The sequence below is a fragment of the Methylacidiphilum sp. Yel genome (assembly GCF_004421185.1).
Taxonomy (GTDB): domain Bacteria; phylum Verrucomicrobiota; class Verrucomicrobiia; order Methylacidiphilales; family Methylacidiphilaceae; genus Methylacidiphilum.
The window spans coordinates 16,626-39,209 of the sequence record NZ_LXQB01000056.1 but is presented as its reverse complement, the minus strand read 5'-3'; the positions used below and the strand labels follow the sequence as shown (position 1 = coordinate 39,209).

Sequence of the window (22,584 nt, the reverse complement as noted above, 5' to 3'; positions counted from 1 at the left end):
CTAAAGGATAACGATTATGAGAATTACCCAGGGTACGTTTTCTTATCTGCCTGACTTTACTGATGAAGAAATAGCTGCTCAGGTTCAATATATTATTGATCAGGGATGGTCGATCATGATTGAATATACCGACGATCCTCATCCGCGGAATACTTATTGGGATATGTGGGGATTGCCTCTTTTTGATATAAAAGATCCGGCGGCGGTCATGCAGGAGTTAAATGAATGCCGAAAGGCTTTTCCAAACCATTATATTAGGATTAGTGGCTATAACAGGCAGCAGGGCTATCAATCGACCATGATCAGTTTTATTTGTAACCGGCCGAAAGAAGAGCCTGGTTTTGAACTAGATAGAATGGAATGGGAAGATAGGCAGCAGAAGTACCGGCTTAAGGCTTATGCGTTGGATAAGCCAAAAGGTCAACGGTATTGAACCTTAGCGTTTTATCGTCAAGCTCCTGAAGTCAACCCAAAAAGAGGTAAGTGATGGAGGTTCAGCAAAAAGAAGCGTTTGTTTCTACGGAGGGTGTTGAGACTGCTATAATCGTCGATGTGGAAGAACAATTAACTCAGTTTCGGATCGATGATGTGTTGAATGATCTTGAAAAGGAGTTGATTGGTTTAAAGCCAGTTAAACAAAGGGTCAAAGAGATTGCTTCTTTTCTGATGGTCCAAAGGCTTCGAGAATTGGCTGGAGTTATTACTGAACCTCCTTCCTTACATATGTCTTTTACGGGTCCTCCTGGTACGGGCAAAACGACTGTTGCGATGAAGATGGGTAAGATTTTACATAGACTAGGCTATGTTAGAAAGGGACATTTAGTATCGGCAACACGAGAAGATCTTGTCGGTCAATATGTTGGTCATACGGCCCCTAAGACAAAAGAAGTGATTAAGCGGGCAATGGGTGGGGTTCTTTTTATTGATGAAGCCTATGCTTTATACCGTCCTGAAAGCGAAAGGGATTATGGTCAAGAGGCTATAGAAATACTTTTGCAGGCCATGGAGAATAACCGGAAAGATCTTGTGGTGATCTTTGCTGGTTATCAGGACAGGATGGAGCTTTTTTTCCAGATGAATCCTGGATTAAGATCCAGAATCACACATCATATCCAATTCCCAAGTTATACTTTTGAAGAGCTGATGGCAATTGCTGAACTTATGCTAAAGCAGCAGATGTATACGTTTGATGATGCATCGAGAAAGGCCTTTGAGGAATATTTAAGACTACGAATGCAACAACCACTCTTTGCTAACGCCCGAAGCGTTAGAAATGCCATAGATCGATTTAAACTTCGTCAAGCGGCTCGTCTGATCGAAAAAGGGGGGAAAATCCCTGCGAGCGAACTGATGAGAATCGATGTGTCCGATATTCGACAGAGTCGAGTCTTTCAAGAAAATCAACCAAAAGAAGAGAAAGAAATAACCAAGTCTTGATCTAATTCTATGCGACGGCCAATAATGCTTGGAATTGTGGGAGATAGTGCGGCGGGGAAATCCACGTTAACAGGTGGATTAGTGAACCTCTTAGGTGCTGATCGAGTGACCCATATCTGTACAGATGATTATCATAAGTATGATCGGAAAGAAAGAGCTCAGATTGGCATCACAGCTTTACATCCTGATTGTAATTATTTAGACATCATGGAGCAACACCTAGAAAGGCTCCATTATGGACTGCCTATTTTAAAGCCAGTGTACGATCATTCTAATGGCACCCTTGTTCGTCCTGAATATATTATGCCCAAAGAATTTATCATCGTGGAAGGGTTGCTTGGCTTCTATACTCGAATCATGCGTCAATTTTATGACGTCAAGGTCTACTTAAATCCTCCTGAAGAACTCCGCAGAATTTGGAAAATAAAGAGGGATACGACCAAAAGGGGCTATACAGCAGAGCAGGTGCTCGAAGAGTTGGTCAAAAGAGAACCCGACTCTGAAGCTTATATTCGACCGCAACGAGAGTTTGCAGATATTATCGTTACATTTTATCCTCCCAAAGGAGTGGATCCTGCAAAAATAGATGGGCATTTGAATACAAGACTTGTTTTGCGGCCTACCATTCCTCATCCCGATTTTTCGTATCTTATTGATAATCGGGCTGAAAATTCTGGAATACGGCTTGAACTGGGTAGAGACATGGGGAAGCCAGTGGATATTCTTGAGATTGATGGGAATGTTCCAGAAGAAGAGGCCTTAAGATTAGAAAAAACGATCTGGAATCATCTTCCTAAAGGGGTGCCGCCACTCAATCTGGATCGATTAGGGAGATATTTGGATAGAAATGAGATTAAACATAGCCATCCTTTGGCTTTAACTCAATTGCTTCTTGCCTATCATTTGTTGAGAGCGTATGATGAGAATGCTACTATTCCTTTTGCTCCCCCAGTCGATGCGCTTTCTAGGATTAGAAGGCAAAGAGAGTTGAGCCTTAAGGAAATTAACACGGAGATCAAGCGCAATGGATAAGATCATGGATCGCACAATAAAGGATTTACTTCAAGATGAAGCCCTAGAGCAACTAGCTGTCAATGTGATTAGGGGGTTGTCTATGGATGCTGTTCAGAAGGCAAATTCAGGGCATCCAGGAACGCCTATGGGTCTGGCCGATGCAGCTGTAGTGCTTTGGACAAGGTTTTTATCTTTTGATCCTGAAGCACCCGATTGGCCTGATCGGGATCGGTTCGTTCTATCCTGCGGACATGCCTCTATGCTGCTCTATAGCTTGCTTTTCTTAAGTGGGTACGGTCTGACTTTAGAGGATTTAAAAAATTTCAGGCAGTTTGGTTCAAAAACAGCAGGACATCCCGAATATGGACACACCCCTGGAGTAGAGACAACGACTGGTCCCTTAGGCCAAGGGATATCCAATGCTGTAGGGATGGCTTTGGCTGAAAGAATTTTGGCAAGCCGGTATAATAAAGCTGATATAGAGCTTTTTAACCATTGGACCTATGTATTTGCCAGCGATGGGGATCTAATGGAGGGGATTTCTCATGAAAGTTGTTCCTTAGCTGGGCATCTGGGGCTGGGCAAGCTTATTGTATTGTATGATGACAATGGCATTACAATAGATGGGCATACCTCGCTTGCCTACAGCGAAAATGTGCAAGAAAGGTTCCTTGGATATGGATGGGAGGTCCAGCAGATCAATGGCAATGACCGCAAACAGGTGGAAGCGGCATTTTTAAGGGCGAAGATGAGCATGGATAAGCCTCATCTGATTATTGCCAAAACTCATATTGGTTATGGCAGCCCGCATAAGCAGGATTCGGAAAAAGCGCATGGGGAACCTTTAGGGGAAGAAGAGGTGAGATTAACCAAGCAAAGACTAGGGTTACCTCCTAATGTTTCGTTCTATGTCCCTGAGGAAGTAAAAGAGTATTTTTGTGCTTTTGCTCAAAAAGGTAAGCAAAGAAGAAAACAGTGGCTCAAGCTCTATGAGAGCTATTCCAAAAAGTATCCAAAAGAGGCTTTAGAGCTAGAGAAAGCATTAAAGAATGAGCTACCGGAAGGGTGGGATAAAGATTTGCCAACCTTCTCCTTAGATAAACCGATTGCTACACGGGCTGCTTCTGGAAGTGTTATTAATGCCATCTTCTCTAAAGTTGGCTCCCTTATAGGAGGTTCCGCTGATTTGACTCCTTCAAACAACACCAAACCGAAAGAAGCAAAGGATATTACAAAAGGGAATTATGCAGGCAGGTATATCCACTATGGAGTCAGAGAACATGGGATGGCAGCAATAATGAGTGGGATGGCTTTGCATAAGGGAATAAGGCCTTATGGAGGGACCTTCCTTATCTTTTCGGATTACATGAGGCCCACCATGAGATTAGCTGCAATGATGAAACTGCCTGTGATTTACATTTTCACTCATGATAGCATAGGGTTAGGGGAGGATGGGCCAACCCATCAGCCTGTCGAACAGCTGACCGCACTTCGAGCCATACCGAATATGACGGTATTCAGACCTTGTGATGCCGCAGAAACAGTGGAAGGTTGGAAAGTAGCTTTAGAAAAAACCGATGGGCCAACTGCCTTGATCCTGACCCGGCAAGCGTTGCCTGTACTTGATCGATCCAACTATGCCCCTAGTTCCGGAGCTAGATATGGAGCATATGTACTTTCTGATATGGCTGACTTTCAGGTCATTTTGATTGGAACTGGTTCAGAGGTACATATTGCTTTGGAAGCTCAAAAATTACTGGCGCAAAAACAAATACCCACAAGAGTCGTTTCTATGCCTTCTTGGGATCTATTCCTTCGACAGCCTACGCAGTATATCGAAGAGGTGATTCCATCACGGATTCGGGCTAGGGTAGCGGTGGAAGCAGGAGCGACCCTCGCATGGAACAAATGGATTGGGCTTGATGGAGAGGTAGTAGGCTTAGATCATTTCGGAGCCTCGGCACCCTATAAAGTGATCTATCAGCAGTTTGGTATTACTGCTGAGAAGGTTATGGAAGCTGCCATTCGATCCTTAAGAAAACTACAATAGGGCTTGAAGAGCTTCAATGTAAGTTGCACTTTCTTGCGCAAAGATATGTATTTTGAGCATGTCTCGTAAGATAGTCAGCTTTGGACCTGTCCGGACTGTGGAACCCCACACGACCGAGACGTAAATTCGGCCAGGAATCTTTTGGCGTATGGATTGGCCGCCCTAAGCGGCTCTACGGCTCAGGCCGGCTGAATGTGAAGCCTGTGGAGAGGAAGGCTCTGGCTCGGACCGAAAGACCCAAGTGAAACCAGCCTCGGGGAAGCAGGAAGTCAGCTTCGAACCTGTGGTAGTAGAAAGGAATAAGTCTGACGGAACGGTTACTGGACAAGTCCTTGATGTCTAAAGGATTATATTTTTTAATAAGATGGGAAATCTCTATTTGGCGCGGCATTGTAAGACCGCTTGGAATCTAGAGCACAGAATTCAGGGTCGGACGGATATTCCTTTATGTGAAATTGGGATTGAAGAAGCAAAAACGAATATCGGCTTGCTGGAAGCATTGAAGATTGGTAAGATTTATTCGAGTCCTTTAATAAGAGGAAGGCAGACAGCTGCAATTTATGCCACTGCTCTGCATGTACCCTACGAAACAAGAGATGGTCTATTGGAAATAGATATGGGGGAGTGGGAAGGGAAAACTATTTTAGAACTTTCTGCTCAAGTACCTTCTTTATATCTGCAATGGATTGAAGATCCAAGGAATGTGCCTCTGGTTCCTGGCAGTAAAGAAGATGTGTTTAGAGCACAAAGGAGGATTCTTAGCACCATCTTTGCTATTTATAAAGAAAATGACGAGCAGAAAAATGTTCTGGTCATTATCCATAAATATATAGGCTCCCTTTTACGGTGCGCGCTTCAAGGGTTAGAGCTAACTCATTTCAAGAAAGAAATTATCGAAACAACGTTACCCCAAAACCTATCCATTGTATCTTCAGAGTTCATTGAAAAGTGCCTCTCGAATTGCTAGAAGAGTAGTAAGTGCATGCGCAGGCTAAAAGCAATAATTTTTGATTTTGATGGAACAATAGCTTTCAGCGAAAAGGAAGCTCATTTGCCTGCCTGCAATGAAGCATTTAGAACACTCAGTATACCTATCCAATGGTCTTGGAAAGAATTTATCTCTCTCCTTGAATTGCCTGGTAATCAAGCAAGGATGGAGTATGCTTATAGACAATTGTATCCTTCGGTAGGGGAAGAAGAATTAAAAAAAATATCGTATCTTTGGGCGGAAACGAAAAAAAAACTTTATATTGAAAAACATGTCCATAAGGCACGACTAAGAGAAGGAATAAAGGAATTAATTGGGCAAGCCTTGGAGGAGAGAATAGCTATTGCTATTGTATCTATCTCCATTGAAGAACAAATCGAAGCCTTTCTTGTTCGCCATCTGCCTGAATTAAGGCCTCATATCCATCCTATTCTAGGAAGAAGAGCTGGAACGAAAACAGCTTCAGACTCCCCCCTTTATAGGAAATGTCTAGAAGAGCTGGGCTTAGGAGCAGAACAGGTGATTGCCATAGAAGATTCTATGAACGGGTTACGTTGCGCATTGAAAGCAGGGATAAAATGTGTTGCCGTTCCTAATGAGTATACGGCATGTGCAGATTTCAAAGGAGCGGTCTTTGTAACGGCTGACATATCTAGGCTTGATGTTTCCTTGCTCGACTCGCTCCTTAATCCTGCCTAGGCATTATCTTTGAGTTTTGTTTCGATAAAAGATTTTAAAACGACTGCCTGATTATGCACCGTGTCTTTAGCACTGTAGAGGAGAGTAACAGTCGGGGAAGGACAATTGCTTAAGTGCTCTTTGATAGCATGTTCTTTACTGGTAAGTTCTTCTACATACTTTTTCGAAAATACCTCCCATTTTTGAGGATCATGGGTAAACCATTTTCGCAATTCATCCGAAGGAGCCCAATCTTTTGCCCAAAAATCGATTTTTAATTGTTCTTTGTGCATTCCCCTCGGCCACAACCTATCAACAAGGATCCTGTAGCCATCTTGTGCAGAAGGCTCTTCGTAAACCCGCTTAATGCAAATTTTTTTTACCACTCCCATGTAAATAGTTCCAGTCCTCCTCCAGGAGTCATGACCTCTGTGCTATTGATTGTCCACGTAGGGTGAGGCTGTCTTGGATCCTTTGCCATGAACCTTTGTCCATATCCCATTTCTTTTGGAGCCAATGGATTAATAAGTTGAGGCCCTTGTCTTATCCCTTCAGGGATAATGCCCGTAGCCCGGGGAGGGAGAAGGGTAGGGGCTTTTTTTGCCTTTTCTGGCGCAGGCTTGATAGGAATAGGTTTTGGTTTCTTTTCAATTTTTTTAGCTTGTGAAACTTCAGGATCACTTTTCTGCGTATTGGCTGCAGGAAGCAAAAAGGGAAAGTTTACAAAGAAAAGGACGCATAATAATCTTGCGATACGTTTCACAAGAAAACTCTAGCATTTTTCCTTTTAAAGAACAAAGAAAATCATAGAGAAATTAACCTCACATTATAAATATCCTCCGTATTGCGTATCTGAGCTAAGACTTCGGGACTAGGTATGTTGTCCAAGTTGAGTATGCTAATTGCCTTTTCTTGGGCCTTTGCTCGGGCAAGAGACATCGCTGCAATATTGACGGCATGTTCTCCAAGGATGGTCCCAACTTTGCCAACGATTCCTGGCCTATCTTTGTTTTCGAGCAATAGAAGAATTCCCTCCATAGAGGCTTCAATGGGATTGAAATTGAGTTGCACAAGTCTGTGTGACTTCCCATAGAAAGTTGAGGCAGCTTGAAAGATAAGTCCATTAGTTTTGGCTTCAATGCCAATAATCTCGGTGAACTCTCCGGCACTACTCATTTTGACTTCTTTGACATTGATGCCGAGGGTGTTGATCAAGAACATGACATTGACCTCGTTGACTTCCTTGCCAGCGACTTTTCGCAAATATCCCTTTAAAACAGCACGGGTCAGCGGGCTTGTATCATATTCATTGATTTTTCCTGAGAAATAGATAACCAGCTCGTCAATTCGGTTGGGAATCCACTGGCTCATAAAAATTCCCAGCTTTTCGCCCAGTGCCATATAAGGACTAAGGATGGAAAGCACTTTTGGATCAACACTCGGAACATTAACAGCATTCCGGATTATGCCATGGCAAAAGAAGTCTATGATCATGCCAGCGATTTCAGTCCCAACATTTTCCTGTGCTTCGACTGTGGATGCAGCCAGATGAGGAGTGAGAATGACATTAGGCAGTCCGCGTAGAGGAAAGTCAGCTGGCGGAGGTTCAGGGTCATAGACATCGAGTGCGGCTCCTGCCACCCACCCTGATTTAAGCAGCTCCAGCAAGTCTTCAATCCGGATTAACCCGCCTCGGGCGCAATTGACGAGCCTGATTCCCTGTTTGCATTTTTTTAAGTTTTCCTTGTTGATAATCCCTTCGGTTTCAGAGGTAAGAGGGACATGAAGGGAAAGAAAATCCAAATCAAAAAAGAGCTCTTCCAAATTGTTAACAAGTTCCACTTGCAGGTTTTTCACCTTCGTGGGGGAGAGGTAGGGATCGAAGCATTTAACTTTCATGCCAAAGGCAAGCGCTCGTTTGGCTACTTCCATTCCAACTCTCCCAAGCCCAATAATGCCTAGGACCTTTCCAAAAAGCTCTATGCCTTCAAAATTTTTTCGTTTCCATTCTCCCCGTTGCATGGAGGCATGGGCTTGGGGAACATTTCTGGCAAGAGCAAGAAGCAAAGAAAAGGTATGTTCGGCTGTAGCAATCGTATTGCCTCCGGGGGTATTCATCACTACTATCCCATTTTCTGTTGCTGCCTCGACATCAACATTATCAATACCCACCCCCGCTCTCCCAATGACCTTTAGCTTTTTTCCTGCTTCGATTACCTTTCGAGATATCTTCGTCTGACTGCGGACAATCACTCCATCGTATTCAGAAATGATGGAGAGAAGATCGGGTTCTTTTAAACCATATTTTTCCTCTATTCTAATTTGCCCAGAAGCTTCTAATTCATGAATCCCTTTTTTGGAAATAGGGTCAGCGATAAGGATATGATATGGAATAGTCATAATAATTTACTCATTGAAATTCATTAAGAATACATTGAATTTGTTAAAAAGTTATTTGCACTTTTTCATAGAAAAATTCATTGAAAAGGAAAGAAAAATAAAAGCATTTCTTTTTTTTAAATTTTTTCAATAAAAAAAGATCGCTTTATTAAGCAAATATTTTTGCAATGCATTTCCAATGTAGCTTTAAACAGTATGAATAGCCTTTTATCCAATTTGATAAAAGATTCTCGTTATAATATTCTTTTTGAATTAAAGATAAACCCGGGACTTTCCATAGGGGAACTGACTAAAAAAATCAATCTTTCGTACATGGGAGTCAAACAACATTGTGCAGCGCTAGAAAAGGAAGGATTTTTAGAAACCCGTAAAAGGCAGAAATCTGTAGGAAGACCGGAGATTGTTTATTGCTTAACGGAAAAAGCGGACGTTTTTTTTCCTAAAGACTGTTCTTCTTTTACTGAGCAGCTGCTAAGAGCTATAGAATCCATTTATGGGTCCCTAGCGGTTGATCGGCTGATCTATTGGATATATAGAACGGAGGGGGAAAATCTTAGTCAGGCTCTCAGTGCGTTAAGCTTAGTTGAAAAAGCTAAAGAATTACTGAGTTTTAGAGAAGAAAGAGGGTATATGGGTAAGCTTGTTATTGAGGAAAATGGAGAGCTAAAAATCATAGAATATCATCATCCTCTTTTAGCTCTGTTGGATAAGTATCCAGTAATAAAAAAATTCGAAAGGAGAATGTTTGAAAAAGTATTAGGCGTGCCTGTGCGACGTATCGAGGAGAGATCTTATGGGAGCTATTGCTGTAGTTTCCTATTTTCTGAACCCTCTTCTCCTTTGGAATAAAAATGGGAAAAATAAAATTTCTTTCAATTAAACTTCTTTATTATTGTTAAATTGTTCATATGTATTAAATTTAATTATCATATGACAACCGAATTAATTGATATTATTTCTAGTAAAGAGGATGACGAATGGGAACAAAGTATTAATTCAAATAATTTTAAAGAAGGGGTTTTTTGCATTCATCGGAGTTGGGGATTGGGCAAGATCAAGAAGATAGATGAGAGCAATGATCGTGTGATCATTGATTTTAAAGGCAAGCCTTCGCATCAAATGGCTCTTGATTTTGCTTATACTTCTCTCACAGTCCTTTCTTTTAACCATTTGTTGGTGTTGAAAGAAGAAAAACTATCTTATTTACAGAAACTTTCTCTTGAGAATCCAGAAGAGTTAATTAAGATTTTTGTTCTTTCTTTTCGGCAAAAGGCTACCCCAGAGCGGTTACAGGCTGTTCTTTGTCCTGAGGTCATCTCTGCTGACCAATGGAAGAAATGGTGGGAAAATTCAAAAAAAATAATTAAAAAATCTGCCTCGATCCGTATTCCTTCTAGAAAGTCTGAACCGATTGTTATTTTAGATAAAGCTCCCGATAACTATTCCCTAATTATTGAAACTCTTCAGTCAGCACTACCTCCACGAAAAAAGATTGATGCGTTATACAAAATACTCAAAGAGATAGATAATTGGAATGATCAGGATCAAGCTTTGAAAGTGGTTGCAAGCATAGAGAGCCTATTACAACAGCCTAAGGAGGATTCCTTTCCTACGTTAGATTTTGTTTTATTGAAAGAAGAAATTATCCAAAAAGCTAAAATTCCTCTGCCTTCTGTAAAGGAAGAAGATCTATTTTTTTATATTCCTCAAAAATATGATCTTCTTTTATCTTCCCTTCTACGATTATCCTCAATAAACCAAGAGAGAGTTTTGTGGTTGCTTTGGGAGAGGAGGAATAAGCCTATTGAGCTGTTTTTCGATCTCTTGATCAATGCGGATGGCAAATTGGCAGAAAATATCGTTAAGATTTTTGAGCAGTCGGGGTTGACTGATCTTTTGCTTGAAAAATTTAGTAGATTGATCAGAGAAAGAGTCTTATCCGTTGAATTATTATACTGGTTTTGTAAAAACAGAAATAATCTGCTTCAGCCTCTTTTAAATTCTGATCTTTTTTATTGCATCCTTTATGTTCTAGAAAGAGAACTCGGTTCGGTAGGAAAGAAAGCTGAAAAATTATACGATCTTTTAACTACTGGAACAGGATTGATCCAGGATTTACTGTCTGGCTCTTCTTTGGATGACGTCAAGGATATCACCCGTACGGTACTCCTTAGTCCTGTTTTTAGAGAACTTGATAAGCGGTCATTGCTAGGAGCTATTGTAAAGGTAAGGCCAGAAGTTCAGGAATTGATCAGTGGGAATCGTGGGATCGAAGAGGAAAACACCTTAATTGTGTCTTGGAGTAGCTTGGAAGAAAAGAAAAGAGAACTGGATGAGTTAGTGAGGAAAAAGATTCCAGAAAATAGTAAGGAAATAGCACATGCTAGGTCTTATGGGGATCTTAGAGAGAATCATGAATACAAAGCAGCTAAAGAAATGCAAGCAGTGTTAATGCGAAGGAAAGCCGAACTGGAATCTATGATTAGCAAGGCTAGGGCTACAGACTTTTCAGATGTGGATACTTCAGTAGTAAATATTGGAACGGTTGTTCATTTTACGAATTTGGAAACTAATACTCCTAGTTCCATAGCCATTCTAGGGGCATGGGATAGCAATCCAAGCAAGGGGATTATTTCTTATTTAGCGGCATTTGGTCAATCTTTACTAGGGCATAAACCTGGGGATGTGTTGCAGGTATCTATGGAGGATGGCAACACAAAAAAGATCAGGATTGACAAAATAACGCGATGGATCGACGCTCCTTCTGTTTGAAACCTAACGAACAGCAATTTTTTTCTCAAAGAAAGGAATGCAGATGCCAACCTATTTATACGAATGTAGTAAATGTGGTAAGGAATTTGAAATTTTCCAATCGATTACCGAACCACCTTTTCTCTGTTGCCCAGAAGAATGCTGTGCTATGAAACCCTGGGCAAAAGGAGAAGTTAAACGCATTATCTCTGGTGGTATGGGCCTTTTATTCAAAGGTTCTGGTTTCTATATTACTGATTATCGCAGCCCTAGTTATATGAAAGCTGCCAAAGCAGAAAAAGAAGCTTCAACTACAACTAAAACAACTGGTGACAATAGCAGCGCTTCGAATAGTACTTCAGCCAAACCTAAAGCGGGGATGGAGTAAAGCGCTGGCTGTTTCAAACAGTCCATAGCGATACATTCCCCATCGAGCTTATCCTTCAATGGTACTGATCTCCACAGGCTCTACATGCACCCCTTGTGATTCTAGCCAAGAAACTGCCTCTTTAATAACTTCTGGATTGCCTTCCAGTTCAATACCTATGATGCCAATTTCTCCAGTGATACTTGCATTTCGGATGTTGAAAATGAGATCAAAATTCCTACTCAACTCCCATATCAAAGGCCTTTTACAGAGATTTCCATCCAAACTGAGCCAATACCGTTGTTTGATCATCTTTATCCCCCAGCAATAGCGGGGACAATGCTTACTTCATCCCTCTGTTGGAGTGGAGTATCTAAACCGTTTAAAAACCGGATGTCTTCCCCATTAAGATAAACATTAACAAAACGCCTAATCTCCCCTTTTTCATTGCATATGCGGTTCAAAATCCCTGGACATTGAGATTCTAAATTAAGCAGCAGTTCTTTGATCGTCTTTCCAGAAACATAGACAACTTCTTTATTCTGAGTTAGTCCACGAAGTGGAGTGGGAATCCTAACAGTGATTTCGTTTAACATTGTATTCATAATTATTCATTACTCCTTTGCTTTTTTACTTTTCAAAGTCAACTATTTTGTCAAAATCTTGAATATGTGGCTCAATCACATCAATGGGGTTTAAATGATCTTTGAGGACTTCTGCAGTTTTTAATCCATTCCCTGTAATACACAAAACTACCTGGCTTTCTTGGGGTATATATCCTTTTTGGATCAATTTTTTTGCACATCCTACTGTAACACCTCCAGCGGTTTCAGCGAATACCCCTTCAGTTTCAGCCAAAATTTTTATGCCTTCAATAATTTCTTGATCAGTGACATCTTCAGCATATCCACCGGTTCGCCGAATCGTCTGAATCGCATAATAACCATCGGCAGGCGTTCCAATAGCCAAAGACTTAGCAATCGTGTTTGGATTGGCTATTGGCCTGATCAAATCCGTGCCTTTTTTAAAGGCTGCCGTAATGGGATTACAACCAGAGGCTTGGGCCCCATGAATAGCATAGGGTTTTTCTTCCACCAGCCCACAGAGAATGGCTTCTTGATAAGCTTTATCGATTTTGGTCAATAGAGAGCCGCTAGCCATGCAGATTACAGTGTGATCGGGAATTTTCCATCCCATTTGTTCTAAGATTTCAAAGCCCATCGTTTTTGAACCTTCAGCGTAATAAGGTCTAAAATTGACGTTGACAAAGGCCCAGCGATATTTGCCAGCAATTTCTGAACACAGCCTATTTACTTTATCATAGGAGCCTTTGATACCGATAACCCTCGTATTATAGACCAAACTCCCTATGACTTTTGCTGGCTCAAGATCGGCAGGAATAAGAACGTAACTTTTAAATCCATTGGCAGCAGCGTGGGCGGCCAGACTGTTGGCAAGATTTCCTGTTGAAGCACAGGAAACGACTTCATAATGAAGCTCTTTAGCTCGAGAAAGGGCAACAGAAACTACTCTGTCTTTGAAAGAAAGAGTAGGAAAATTGACTGTATCATTCTTAATATAGAGTTCTTTGATCCCTAGTATTTTAGCTAACCTTTTAGCTGCCAGTAGTGGTGTCATTCCCGTATGGAGTCCAACAGTGGGTTCCTCTTCCAAAGGAAGAAAGGGTTCATATCTCCACATTGAATCGGGTCCAGATTCGATCATTTGCCTGGAAACATATTTTTTAATTTTATGATAATGGTAGGTTGCCTCCAGAGGCCCAAAATCGAATTCACACACATGAACCGCTTCTTTAGGATAACTTCTGCCGCATTCCTTACACTTCAAACGATCAAAAAATTCTTTCACGATTTTATTCCTTTGTGATGCTTATCGAGGATTACTTTGAAGGAAGAAAAGGCAAAAATAAAGAGAAAGAAACTTCCTCTCATCCTCCCCTTAACTTCAAAGGGCTGGGCTTGGCACCTAGACGAAAAGAGCTCTTTTCCGGTTGCCGCGGCTTCACAGGGCCAGTCCCTCCACCGCTCTCGATAAGAGTTTTTGACTATTAAGCATAAAGGCCTTCGTTAAGTTGTCAATAAAAATAAAAGTAATAAGGCAAATAGAAAAAGAGCGGGAATAAACTAAAAGCTTAACATAGATAATCTTGTAATTTTTTCGATCCATTAGTTTATCATCAAACTGTGCTTGCAATCGTCTTTCTTCAAAGCGAATATCATAGGAAAAAAAAAAAAAATTCATGAACAGTCATTGGCATCAATCTAATCCTTTCTGGAAAATCGCTCTGGAGGAAGCAAAAATTGGATTTGAAGAAGGAGGAATACCTATCGGTGCCTGCCTTGCCTACAAAGATAGAGTGCTTGGAAGGGGAAGAAACCGTAGGGTGCAATTGGGCAGCGTTATAAGGCATGGCGAAATGGATTGCTTAGAAAATGCGGGACGCTACCCCCCAAAAGTTTATCACAATGCCATACTCTATACGACCCTTTCTCCATGTTGGATGTGCACGGGAGCCATTCTTCTCTATGGAATAAAAAAGATTGTCATTGGAGAAAATCATAACTTTAAAGGACCTGAAGAAGTCCTTGTAGAGCATGGGGTAGAAATTATTCATCTCGATGATGAAGAATGCAAAAGATTATTAACTTCCTTCATCGCATCGAATCCTGAGCTATGGTTCGAAGATATAGGAAAAATCACTAACTAGGGCCTTAGATGCATCCTAAAGATCGAGCACTTTCCGATCTAGAAGCAAGAGTGATTGCTTGCCGTCTCTGTCCTAGGCTTGTAGCCTGGAGGGAAAAAATACTAAAGCATAAACCGAAAAGATTCGCCAAAGAAACTTATTGGTCCAGACCCGTTCCTGGATTTGGAGACAGTTCTGCTAAGCTACTTATTGTTGGGCTTGCACCCGCAGCTCATGGAGGAAACCGGACTGGTAGAATCTTTACGGGCGACCGGAGCGGAGATTTTCTGTTTGATGCCCTCTACCGTTTTGGCTATTCCAACAGTCCCTTATCTATAGGAAAAAACGATTCTTTGGTCCTTAATAAAGTCTACATTACGGCTACGGTTCGCTGTGCGCCTCCTAATAATAAACCGCTTTTAGAAGAAATTATCAATTGCAGGCCGTATTTGATAGAAGAATTACACATTCTAAAAAGCCTCCATGTCATTTTGGCTTTGGGCCGCATTGCCTTTGATGGTGTCTTTAAAACGCTTAAAATTATGGCCGAAGAAAAAGCAGAACCTTTTCCAGTCAAAAAGCCCTCCTTTAGCCATGGAATCGAACTAACCCTCCCGGACGGTAAAATTCTTGTGGCTTCCTTTCATCCTAGCCAACAAAACACCTTTACAGGCAGACTCACCAAGAGTATGTTCGATGCTGTTTTAAAACGGATTGGTCAACTTTTAAATAGCTAGCCGTTTAGCTCCTCATACTGCCAGGACTGCAGGGTCTGTCTTCTTCGAGGTTAACTATAGTAAGATGTATGTTTGCTCTTCCAGATAATTTGAGAGATAAAAGGTTTCCATTCCATGTTGTGAAAAAGGTTCAAAGAAGGCTAGAGAGGGACAATAGGAAAAGAAGTAGACCACCTGTCTATTTCTCTTTCCCCTTATATGGTCTTAGCGTGTGGTCAGAGTAGCTCTTCAAACTCTTTGCAACTGAGAAGCTAGCAGCTTTCATGGTCTGAAGTTATTCGGTTCTTTTGGAAAGGAGCTTTGCCAAATTTCTTGAACAGAAAATTATCCTTAAGAAAAGAAGAGGGCTTTTAAATTGCTAAATAATTAGAAAAAAATTCAAATCTCTGACTGAATATTAAAAGTTCCATGAAATTCCTCCGTAAATCGCCCAACCATCCCCAGGCCAATAGTAGGTTTGTTTTGATAATGGAATCTTTCCTCCATTAGAAGCATCAAAAACATCACTCACCATTGCTACATAATGCTCGTTGGTTAAGTTCCTTCCGTCTAAATAAATGGATAGATGTTTTTTTGGGTTTTGATATCCAATCCGAAAACCGAGCAAAGCAGTCCCAGGAGCAAAAGTTGTGTTAACCAGATCCACTGGATAAGTGGACCATGCCATAACATTGGGTCCAATATAAAATCCAGAAGGATGCATATATAACATTTGTGCCATATAGGAATATTCAGGCACCCCAAAAAGTTGATTACCCCTTAGAGGTATCTCTTGATGTGTTGTAGGGGAGAAAAAATTCCCATTTAAATAAAATCGATACCAATCAAAAATTTGATAGAGCACAATTTGATCCTGATTTTGTGAATCAGAATTGCTAACCATTAAACCCTTAGCCAGGGTGGTATTGAGACTGATTTCAATTCCACGATGAGTGGTTGGAGGAGCATTAATTGTATAAATTAGAGTATTAAGAGGAGGATTTAAAGAGACTTCCAGCAGTTCGTTTGTTACCCAAGATTGAAAAAAAGCAAAACTCCAATTAAATCTATCCCATTGGCCTCTGGTTCCAATCTCAGCGGTGATGGCATTTTGAGCCCGATTAGGGTATAACGCAAGGTTGGGTGGTAAAGCGGTAGGGGAGATTGCCGTTTCATAAAGAGAAGGGGGTTCAAAGCTTCTGGCTACGCTGGTATAGAGTTGATTATGAGGATCCACTTGATAAAGAAGTCCCAATTTAGGATTGAATTGACTAAATGTCAGTGTGGTATCGACACTTCGATGAAGGAGATCTTTAAAAGCTTCGTTAGTCATCCGATCGTAAACAGCTTGTAAAGCAAGATTAATAGAAAATTTTTCGTTAACCCAGAATTGATCATAGGCATATATGGGTATATTCACGACGGTCATATTATATGTGGCCATCGGAGTTCCCTGAATAGTTCCCAAAAGCCTATTCCAATTCTCTTGATAGAACTCACCCATTGGCATGACCCCAGCAACAATCAAGTTCCGATGTCCATAGAGGTCCATGGTATTTGTATAGTTGCAGGGCAGAGAGAAGAAATTATTGGAGCTTTGGAAAAAAAGACCATAAAAAGTTATCTGATGGAGATTGGTCCAAGAAATTCCCATGTTTACGGTTTGGTTTGGATCAATAATATAGGTTGCTTTGTCGGCGACGCGGGTTGTGTCCCAAAATTGCCGATAGTCTCCCTCCACATAGGCTGGATTAGCAGTGGTAGGATCCGTTAAGACTTCCTCAAGAGCCAGAGGCCCAGGAACTTGCCATTGCTGGTTGGAATAGGTAAAATAGATCCGATTTTCAATACTTGACGTGATCTTATAGCCTATGTTTGTGTTCAGCCAAGCATTGTTAAAGCTGTTGTGAAAGCGATAGCCTTCTGCTGAAGCATCGGATAGAACTGCAAAATAATCTGTCTTGGACTCCACACCAGCGGCTTCAATGGACCCTTGCAGCCAACCAAAACTACCAGCTGTAAAATAAGCTGAATAAGGAGGCGCAGTATAGCCAGTGTAGGTGACAAAGTTTACGGCTCCAAAAAGTGTTGCAAATCCATAATTAAAAGCCTCGGCTCCACGAGAAATCACAGAATACTGATAAGCCAATGGATCAAACTGCCCTTGATTAAACAGTACTCCATCTGGAGGGTTTAAGGGAATCCCATCTTGTAAAAACCATATTCCTCTTTCAGTCCCTGCTCCAGTCGATAGGCCAGATCCCCTGATTGATATTCGATAGGCATTAGGACCGGTAAATCCAGGTTGGGTCCATATGCCAGGTTGAAACAAAAAAAGATCTTGCAAAGTAGCTGCTCTACCCTGACGGACTCGTTTGGCTTCAATGAGATTGGAACTTGCTGGAAGTTCATTTAATAATTCTTGCATTTTTTGTGCAGATGGAACAGTTAAAGAAGGCTCAGATTCAGAGACCTCCACTTCCGGCATAACCACTCTGGTATTTGGGTTAGGTGATTCCTGAGATTGTTGACTATTTAATAAACCAAGATTTATACTATTATTTAGTATACATATTATAAACAGTTTTCTTACTAAAAAATAGTTACTATATTTCATTATATATATAATTTCATGATTCATATCATAAATACAATGATTAAGTATCATTTATTATGATATTTTACATTATGACAAAGAAGCGACAATATTACGCAAAATCATATCTGATAAAATGAGATTATTATTTTTTTATTTCAAAATGTTACGATAGAATGGAAAATGTGTATATTTTAATTACATCATTGATGTTTATTTGAATGCCGTTGTTTGTTATAAAATAGGAGCTATTTATTTAAGGATGTGGAAATAGCAGACTATTAAGGAATACAATAAAAGACAAAGATAAAAGAAAGTTCTTTTGGATTGCTTACGGCCAGATGAAAGAGAAAAACCTTGCTTTATTACCTAAAAAAATCAATACAAATCGTTGCCAAAAAGCTTAGCCTATTGTCTAATTCTGTGAGTTATAAAAACTGGATTGCGTAGAAAAGGGAATCGATAAAGTCAATAGAAAAACACCATTACAATAAGTCTGTTTTAATTGTAATAATTTCTATTTAATTAGTATTATGTTGTTTGTCATGATTTATTAGTAAGCTATTGAGCTTCTGGGAATACGATATCCACATAGATGGCAAGAGGCAATAAAGAGAGAGTTGCTGCGCTGCTGCATTTAGGAGAGCTGTGGGGAGCACCAGTCAAAAACACCTTCTTCTTGCCCAATGAAATGGGATATGGATGATTCTTAGATTGGTGCGTTATAGGTCAAATCATCAAATAAAGATGATTTTTCGGGATAAATTCTTATCCAGTCATGACAAACCGATTGATTAGAAGCCCCCCTGGCAATTTATTTGTGGATGGGCGGACTGGAGGCTGTGATTCTCACAACAGGTGGACACAAAACTACTTGAGTTTACACAAAAACTTAACTTAGCAGTGGGCAAGGTTGCGCTCCGACCTTGCCCCTTGCACGCCCAGCCTACCTGAATAAACCAGCTCAGAAAATAAGGACAAAAACGGAGTCAAAAACACCTATGACTTTGTTCTCAACCTTTTTCAGTGGTGTAAGTAAAACTGAAGGCTTTCTTTATAGCTCCGTAAAGTGTTTCTATTTTATCTTAAAGAATAAGTAGAGATACAATCAACCCAAACGATTTTAAAGTTCAAAATTTACTCTTATAGGCTGACTCTGGTGATGCTCCCCAGAGCAGGCTTGATCAATAGGTACATCGACTGGCTTGTCTATCCTTTGGACATAATTTTTGGCAATGAGATACTCTTCAAGTTCCTGTCCACTGATATCAGCTAGCATTTCGCCATTGACTTCAACGCATGGAGAAAAAGGCTGCCCACTTTTCATAATCATTTCCTCCATGTTTTCAGGATAATTAATGATGTCTTTATCTTCGTAAGGAAGGTTGTATTTCTTCAAAATAGCTCTTACCCCGTTACTCCAACCACAAGATGGTTTTAAATAGGCAATAATACGTAGATTACTCATGGCAATTACTATATTTAGATTACACTTTTTGACTAGAAATTTTTTTAATAAACTAAAATTTTTCTTAGATTCAGACAATCCGCCTCTACGCCATTTTCTTTAGGAGTTTCCAAAACCATAGGCAAGCCCGCAAATCGACTATCTTCCATTATCCTTCGGAATGGTTCAAGGCCAATAGTTCCTTCTCCAATATGGGCGTGCCGATCAACATTTGAGCCAAAAGAGCTGCTTGAATCATTGAGATGAAACGCAGCAATTCTAGAGAGGCCTAAAGCAGCTGAAATTTTTTCAATCAATTCTTCATATCCTTCCTTGCTTTTTAAGTCATATCCTGCTTCCCAAAGATGGGCAGTATCTAAACAAAAACAAAAACGTTCCGGCTTCTTTAGTCTTTCAAAGATTGCTTTTAGTTGTTCAATATTTCTTCCAATCTGACCGCCTTGCCCCGCCATTGTTTCAAGAGCAATTTTTACCTCTTTTGCTTCGGTCATCTCCATTACTATATTTAACCGAGCAGAGAGAGCCTCAATTGCTTCTATTGATTTCTCTACTGTAGAACTGCCAGGATGCAAAACGACAAATGGCAGAGTAAGCTTTGCGGCTATAGCCATTTCTTGGATCAATGCGTGGATGGATTTTCTCACTGTCTGTTCTGTCGAAGCGCAAAGGTTGATTAAATAGCTGAAATGACCAAAAAAAAAGATTCTATATTTTTCTTTTAAACTTAAAAATTGAGCTATATCTTCTGAATCTACTATTGGGTCTTCCCATCTTCGACAGTTTTTCAAAAAAATTTGCGCAGCGCTAAAACCGCAAGCTTTTGCACGCAAAACAGCAAATCGAAATCCACCAGAAATCGAAACATGCGCTCCGACAAGTCTAGATTTTATCTCAGCAGGCAAAAGGGGATGTTTACACATTTCCTGCTTTGGTAATCTCTCTTTAGTGCCCATTTTTAGGTTCCCATTTTTAAAAAACCTTAGATTTCCAGACTGGAGAAGCAAGCTTTCCGGTCCCATGATATTCAAAGAGCTGACTGATAGGATAGAGCAAATAGCCCATGGGACCCCGCATATTGACCCGCATATCCATGTCGAGATTATCTCGGATAAAATCGTATTTTCCTGAGCCTAGGACCGAAAAAGTAAAACTAGAAATTTTCAGATCTTTAGTCAAAATACAACCATCTTTGATATTAAAACTAGCAGAAGCTTCATCGGCTCTAGCCATTGCAAAATCGTTGTCTTTTGTACTTAAAGAGGTAGAAATGATTCCTAAAAAAGGAATAGACATAATATAACCGTCATGAATCTCAATTTTCCCATCCCCTTTAAGAGAATACAGATCTCCTAAATTTCCACCAAATTGAGTTTTGAAATTAAAGATTCCAGAATCTTTTTCGTTTTTAAATATTGTTAGCATTGCCTTATGAAAATCCCCATGCGTGATAGTAAAATGAGTGTGAAATGGAATTGTCTTCCGCCACAAATTGGAAGTATAAACTCCTTGAATGGTTCCATCGAAAAGAAAGCCGTGATGGACTTTGATGGTTAATTCCCTGCCTTTTAAGAAGATTTCTCCTTTGGGTTTGGTCAGAGGAAAGGTCACTTTAAAAATATCCAGATCCATAACAGAGGAAGAGACTATCTCGATATGCAAGTCAGTTTTTGGTTCTTTAGAATTTTTATCTAAATCAACAACCCCGTTGACTTTTAAAAAAGGGGGAGAGTGGAACCGGTAAGGTTTGACATAGGAATAAAATTCTTTTCCAAGAGCTGGTGCCGATTCGATGACGTTGACTGAAGAACAAAGGTTGGTGATCCAAACCAGTTTTTTTTGAAAATTATGTCGAACGGTTCCGTTGACTGTTCCTTCTGGACGACTGACTTGTAAATTTGGTAAAAAAAGCTCGTAGTTGGAAAAAGTAAAATCCGATTCTGCTGATTTAATTAAAACTCCTTGATAAATAAAATTATTTATTAGGTAGTGACCAGAATAGACCCATTGCTTAGGATCTAATGCAGGACCTCGGATTTCTAAGCTCACTACAGGAAATTCTTTATTGAATTCTGTGACATCCAAGATCCTATCAAATTCAGATCCAAAAAAATTTTTGAAAATCTTAGGATTTATTCTATTACTGCTAATTTTTGCCCAGATGGTGGAATGGAGCCTGTCCCAAAGCATTTCTCCAATCAACATCCCATCGGCAGTTTTTAGCTTAATTTCGGGGATAAATAGTTTCTTTCCATCATAAGCAATTGGTAAGGATAAATCGCTCAACTGATTGCCACAATAAGAAAAATTATGGCAATGGATGTCTACGACCAGACTGGTCATTTTCTGCTCTCCCCATTTTGTAGTCAAGCGACCACTGAAGGTAGGCAAATCATTGAATTTTAAGTTTTCAAAAGCCTTTTGCCAACCTTTGTCCAGTACTGGTTTTAACAAAGTGACATCGGCGCTGCTGAGAAATTCGATAAACGAATTAGATCCTTTAAAGTCTATTTCTCCCCATGCTGACATTTCTCCTCTAGGGAGTTCAATGCTTAGTTCTTCAACCTGTAATACTCCACTGTTGAGTCTTAGCTCAGCAAAAATATGGTCAATTGGAGCGTTCTTATACCAAAGTTTTTTAGAGGATAGTTGAAAGGCTGCCGATGCATTTTCCGGATTTTTAGTACTAAGATTAAATGCCCCTTCAAGCAGAAGTGGTTTTTGGGTTTCCAGTTGATCCAATGTAGCCATCACTTTTGACCATACCGAATCGATCCACTGGATTTGTTCCTCGGTCTGTGGATAAAAGGGAGGAAACCCATTGAGTTCAATTTTGCCTTTAAGATCAAAATTTATATTAAGAATCCTGCCATTGGCTTTTTTAATTTCTATGGCATCAGCTAAGAGCTTGACTGAAGCATTGACCTGATGGATTTCTAGTTCATTGTGTGGAGTCAGAGGAATCGAAATCGTTGCGTTGGAAACGATGGCAGATTGTATCAACGGCTGACCTTTCCACCATGAATACCACCCGACGGATAGATAAACTTTATCGACTTGCAGCCATATCGATTGTTTGTCTTTTGCACGGAATACAACGACTCGGTTGGCTATAAGATTACCTTTAGGATCGATGGAGAGTTTATCTAGGGATATTATCATTCCACGGGATTCTAGTTCAGAAAGAACATAGCGTTTGACTGGCGATGGGAAACCGAAAAAGCGAAGGTAAAGAAAAAGACCTAGTATAATCCCTATTAAGGCTAAAATAAAGAGAAGGAGCAGCTTTTTTGTGAACGAACAAAAACTACACCAAAGGGCAAAAGGCAGCCGATACGGAACCACTTCTGTGGAAGTTTTTTCTTTTTTGTCGATAGCTTCAGATTTTGGTGTCTTTTTGTGCACGTACAATTAA

General features: G+C 40.3%; 22 protein-coding genes, 1 pseudogene and 1 riboswitch. Of the genes and pseudogenes, 12 read left to right on the top strand and 11 right to left on the bottom strand.

What is annotated here, in order from left to right; genetic code table 11:
- Positions 1-16: 16 nt before the first annotated feature.
- From A7Q09_RS08185 to A7Q09_RS08155, 7 genes and pseudogenes are all read left to right on the top strand, one after another.
- Positions 17-433, top strand: a complete 417-nt coding sequence (locus A7Q09_RS08185) for a ribulose bisphosphate carboxylase small subunit (protein WP_134390978.1) — start codon at positions 17-19, stop codon at positions 431-433.
- Between the two features lie 53 nt (positions 434-486).
- Complete coding sequence (gene cbbX, locus A7Q09_RS08180; RefSeq protein WP_134390977.1) at positions 487-1,437, top strand: CbbX protein; 951 nt, start codon at positions 487-489, stop codon at positions 1,435-1,437.
- Positions 1,438-1,446: 9 nt separating this feature from the next.
- The gene (locus A7Q09_RS08175; protein ID WP_134390976.1) at positions 1,447-2,469 is read left to right on the top strand and encodes a phosphoribulokinase; all 1,023 of its coding nucleotides are present in this window, start codon (positions 1,447-1,449) and stop codon (positions 2,467-2,469) included.
- A 4-nt stretch (positions 2,470-2,473) separates the two neighbouring features.
- Entirely contained in the window at positions 2,474-4,501 is a 2,028-nt protein-coding gene (gene tkt, locus A7Q09_RS08170; protein WP_244228615.1) for a transketolase, read from the top strand.
- A 108-nt stretch (positions 4,502-4,609) separates the two neighbouring features.
- Positions 4,610-4,693 (top strand): annotated as a pseudogene (locus A7Q09_RS11520) (hypothetical protein); the annotation flags it as partial.
- A gap of 172 nt (positions 4,694-4,865) precedes the next feature.
- Positions 4,866-5,468, top strand: coding sequence for a histidine phosphatase family protein (locus A7Q09_RS08160; protein WP_134390974.1), 603 nt, complete (start codon positions 4,866-4,868; stop codon positions 5,466-5,468).
- Positions 5,469-5,483: 15 nt separating this feature from the next.
- Positions 5,484-6,188, top strand: a complete 705-nt coding sequence (locus A7Q09_RS08155; RefSeq protein ID WP_134390973.1) for an HAD family phosphatase — start codon at positions 5,484-5,486, stop codon at positions 6,186-6,188.
- Here A7Q09_RS08155 and A7Q09_RS08150 read toward each other — a convergent pair.
- Genes A7Q09_RS08150 through serA form a run of 3 tightly spaced genes read right to left on the bottom strand, consistent with a single transcriptional unit; the run spans position 6,185 to position 8,567 of the window.
- On the bottom strand, positions 6,185-6,559 hold the full coding sequence (locus A7Q09_RS08150; protein ID WP_134390972.1) for a DUF488 domain-containing protein: 375 nt from the start codon (positions 6,557-6,559) through the stop codon (positions 6,185-6,187). The genes A7Q09_RS08155 and A7Q09_RS08150 overlap by 4 nt on opposite strands.
- On the bottom strand, positions 6,547-6,930 hold the full coding sequence (locus A7Q09_RS08145; RefSeq protein ID WP_134390971.1) for a hypothetical protein: 384 nt from the start codon (positions 6,928-6,930) through the stop codon (positions 6,547-6,549). The genes A7Q09_RS08150 and A7Q09_RS08145 overlap by 13 nt, the downstream gene beginning before the upstream one ends.
- A 41-nt stretch (positions 6,931-6,971) precedes the next feature.
- Positions 6,972-8,567 carry a phosphoglycerate dehydrogenase gene (serA, locus tag A7Q09_RS08140; protein WP_134390970.1) on the bottom strand — a complete coding sequence of 532 codons (1,596 nt, stop codon included), beginning with the start codon at positions 8,565-8,567 and terminating at the stop codon, positions 6,972-6,974.
- Between the two features lie 195 nt (positions 8,568-8,762).
- Between serA and A7Q09_RS08135 the strand changes: the two genes are divergently transcribed.
- The 3 genes from A7Q09_RS08135 to A7Q09_RS08125 all read left to right on the top strand — a co-directional run bounded on the left by A7Q09_RS08135 (position 8,763) and on the right by A7Q09_RS08125 (position 11,706).
- On the top strand, positions 8,763-9,416 hold the full coding sequence (locus A7Q09_RS08135) for a metalloregulator ArsR/SmtB family transcription factor (protein ID WP_134390969.1): 654 nt from the start codon (positions 8,763-8,765) through the stop codon (positions 9,414-9,416).
- Positions 9,417-9,497: 81 nt separating this feature from the next.
- Positions 9,498-11,339, top strand: a complete 1,842-nt coding sequence (locus A7Q09_RS08130) for a GreA/GreB family elongation factor (protein ID WP_134390968.1) — start codon at positions 9,498-9,500, stop codon at positions 11,337-11,339.
- 43 nt (positions 11,340-11,382) lie between these two features.
- On the top strand, positions 11,383-11,706 hold the full coding sequence (locus A7Q09_RS08125) for an FmdB family zinc ribbon protein (RefSeq protein WP_134390985.1): 324 nt from the start codon (positions 11,383-11,385) through the stop codon (positions 11,704-11,706).
- A gap of 48 nt (positions 11,707-11,754) precedes the next feature.
- Here A7Q09_RS08125 and A7Q09_RS08120 read toward each other — a convergent pair whose 3' ends face one another.
- From A7Q09_RS08120 to A7Q09_RS10540, 4 genes are all read right to left on the bottom strand, one after another.
- On the bottom strand, positions 11,755-11,997 hold the full coding sequence (locus A7Q09_RS08120) for an NIL domain-containing protein (RefSeq protein ID WP_134390967.1): 243 nt from the start codon (positions 11,995-11,997) through the stop codon (positions 11,755-11,757).
- Between the two features lie 2 nt (positions 11,998-11,999).
- Positions 12,000-12,290, bottom strand: coding sequence for a ubiquitin-like small modifier protein 1 (locus tag A7Q09_RS08115; protein ID WP_134390966.1), 291 nt, complete (start codon positions 12,288-12,290; stop codon positions 12,000-12,002).
- 25 nt (positions 12,291-12,315) lie between these two features.
- Complete coding sequence (thrC, locus tag A7Q09_RS08110) at positions 12,316-13,554, bottom strand: threonine synthase (protein WP_134390965.1); 1,239 nt, start codon at positions 13,552-13,554, stop codon at positions 12,316-12,318.
- A 76-nt stretch (positions 13,555-13,630) separates the two neighbouring features.
- Positions 13,631-13,743: riboswitch (SAM riboswitch) on the bottom strand.
- Complete coding sequence (locus tag A7Q09_RS10540) at positions 13,708-13,947, bottom strand: hypothetical protein (protein ID WP_166791960.1); 240 nt, start codon at positions 13,945-13,947, stop codon at positions 13,708-13,710. (Overlaps the previous riboswitch by 36 nt.)
- Between A7Q09_RS10540 and A7Q09_RS08105 the strand changes: the two genes are divergently transcribed.
- Complete coding sequence (locus tag A7Q09_RS08105) at positions 13,946-14,413, top strand: nucleoside deaminase (RefSeq protein WP_134390964.1); 468 nt, start codon at positions 13,946-13,948, stop codon at positions 14,411-14,413. The two genes, A7Q09_RS10540 and A7Q09_RS08105, sit on opposite strands and share 2 nt — an antisense overlap.
- 8 nt (positions 14,414-14,421) lie before the next feature.
- Complete coding sequence (locus tag A7Q09_RS08100) at positions 14,422-15,129, top strand: uracil-DNA glycosylase (protein WP_134390963.1); 708 nt, start codon at positions 14,422-14,424, stop codon at positions 15,127-15,129.
- A 397-nt stretch (positions 15,130-15,526) separates the two neighbouring features.
- On the opposite strand, the gene A7Q09_RS08095 is transcribed toward A7Q09_RS08100, so the two are convergent.
- The 4 genes from A7Q09_RS08095 to A7Q09_RS08080 all read right to left on the bottom strand — a co-directional run bounded on the left by A7Q09_RS08095 (position 15,527) and on the right by A7Q09_RS08080 (position 22,574).
- The gene (locus A7Q09_RS08095; protein ID WP_208526718.1) at positions 15,527-17,596 is read right to left on the bottom strand and encodes a TonB-dependent receptor domain-containing protein; all 2,070 of its coding nucleotides are present in this window, start codon (positions 17,594-17,596) and stop codon (positions 15,527-15,529) included.
- A gap of 1,231 nt (positions 17,597-18,827) precedes the next feature.
- A complete protein-coding gene (locus A7Q09_RS08090) occupies positions 18,828-19,172 on the bottom strand; it encodes a glutaredoxin domain-containing protein (RefSeq protein WP_134390961.1) in 345 nt (114 codons plus the stop codon).
- A gap of 44 nt (positions 19,173-19,216) precedes the next feature.
- On the bottom strand, positions 19,217-20,092 hold the full coding sequence (locus A7Q09_RS08085; protein WP_244228614.1) for a deoxyribonuclease IV: 876 nt from the start codon (positions 20,090-20,092) through the stop codon (positions 19,217-19,219).
- Between the two features lie 49 nt (positions 20,093-20,141).
- Positions 20,142-22,574 (bottom strand): AsmA-like C-terminal region-containing protein, encoded by a 2,433-nt coding sequence (locus A7Q09_RS08080; RefSeq protein WP_244228616.1) that lies wholly within the window; start codon positions 22,572-22,574, stop codon positions 20,142-20,144.
- Between the last annotated feature and the right edge of the window lie 10 nt (positions 22,575-22,584).